This window comes from Mycobacterium numidiamassiliense (genome assembly GCF_900157365.1).
Lineage (GTDB): Bacteria > Actinomycetota > Actinomycetes > Mycobacteriales > Mycobacteriaceae > Mycobacterium > Mycobacterium numidiamassiliense.
This window is the reverse complement of sequence record NZ_FUEZ01000001.1, coordinates 1-1656: the sequence shown is the minus strand read 5'-3', so window position 1 is coordinate 1656 and position 1656 is coordinate 1. Positions and strand designations below refer to the sequence as shown.

Genomic DNA, 1656 nt, shown 5'->3' with positions numbered 1-1656 from the left:
CGCGGTGATCGGTCGTGCCCTTGAACCGTTCGGGCGCCATGTAGGCGACCGTGCCCATGGTGTGGCCCGCGCGGGTGAGGGCGGTGTCGGCGGCGGTGCGCGCGATGCCGAAGTCGATCAGGTAGACGAAGTCTCGCGCGTTGGTGATCAGGATGTTGGACGGCTTCACGTCGCGGTGGATCAGTCCCATGTCGCGGGCGCTATCAAGTGCTGCCGCAACCTGTTCGATCACCGCGACGGCGCGGTCGGCGCGCAGGCGTCCGCCGTTTTCGGCGATGTAGTGCTCGAGGTCGCGGCCCTCGACCAAGCGCATGTCGACATAGAGTTGCCCGTCGATCTCGCCATAGCTGTGGATGGGCACCACGTGCGGGTCGTTGAGGCTCGCCGCGATGCGCGCCTCGCGGCGAAAACGTTGCTGGAATTCGTCGTCCTGGGCCAAATGCGTGGGCAGCACCTTGAGGGCCACTATTCGGTCGGTGTCGACGTCGTAGGCGCGAAAGACCTGCCCCATGCCGCCACGGCCCAAAACGCCACGCAGCTCGTAATGCCCGAAGGAGTCCAACCCCACGCCAAAACCATAAACTCCTCAAGTGCCCCGCAGCGTGTGATCGCGCACAATCAATGCTGATTCGTGTTGTGCCGCCGGTAATCGTCGAGGAGCGGCGACCATCCGGTAGTGCGTCGTGGTGCACGGAAAGACAAGGGCTGCAACAGTATTCAACTTTCGATCGCGGTGCTGATCGCGCTACGGCCTTGCTGCGCAACGCAACCGCCGTCTGGGGCTCAGCCGATCTGTACCGAGGTGATCGTGACCGGGTTGGTGGGCATGCCGCTGTCTCGATTGCCGGCAACACCCGCGGCGACGATCTTGTCGACCACCGTCAGGCCCGCCTGGTCGACCGAACCGAATACCGTGTTGACCGGTGGACTTTCGGCGTCCGTGGTGAATATGACGAACTGGCTGCCGTTGGTGTTCGGCTCGGAGGTGGCCAGGGCCAGCGTCCCGCGCGGGTACAGCACTGTCGCTCTGAGCGCGGGATCACTGGGGCTGTACTGGTTGACGGGGTATTCGTCCGCGAACTCGTAACCGGGGCCGCCAGTGCCATCGCTGTTGGGACCGCCGCATGTCAGCGTGCCCATGCCGGGAGTCGTGGTCAGCCGGGAGCATTCGGTGTTGTTGAAGAACTGTTGTCGCGCCAGGCTGACGAAACTGTTTACCGCGCAGGGGGATTCGGCATTGGCGAGTTGGATGCCGATATCGCCGAAGTTGGTGGCGATGGTGGCGTTGATCACCGGCGGAGTGGTGGACACCTTGCCCGTCGGCGGCAGGGTGACGGGCTTGGGGGACGCATCCTGGGAGTCCGCCGACACCGTCGGGTATTGGCAGTTGGCACCGAGATCGGCCGGCGGCGCGAACGCCGGCAAGGGCGGTACGGCGGCTCCCGTCGGGTTCGCTCCCGCCGTCGGTAGCGGTACTCCCGGTTTGAGTGTTCTGGGATGGAGCGGGGCACTCGACGACGCGCTGCCTGTGCCGCTGTGGCCGTCACTGCGGCTGATCAGGGCAATCACCAAGGCGACCACCGCGACCAACGCGAAGACCGACCCACCGACAATGGCGAGGACGAGCCGACGGTTCGATGGCGGGGCTTGCAGCGC

2 protein-coding genes are annotated in these 1656 nt (G+C 65.3%); both read right to left on the bottom strand.

Annotated elements, in window-relative coordinates:
- Window positions 1–511, bottom strand: a 511-nt coding sequence (locus tag MNAB215_RS00010) for a serine/threonine-protein kinase (RefSeq protein WP_245830080.1), incomplete at its 3' end; no start/stop codon positions are given.
- Window positions 512–783: 272 nt separating this feature from the next.
- Window positions 784–1656 (bottom strand): peptidylprolyl isomerase (locus MNAB215_RS00005; RefSeq protein ID WP_131829059.1); only part of this gene is annotated, 873 nt, incomplete at its 5' end.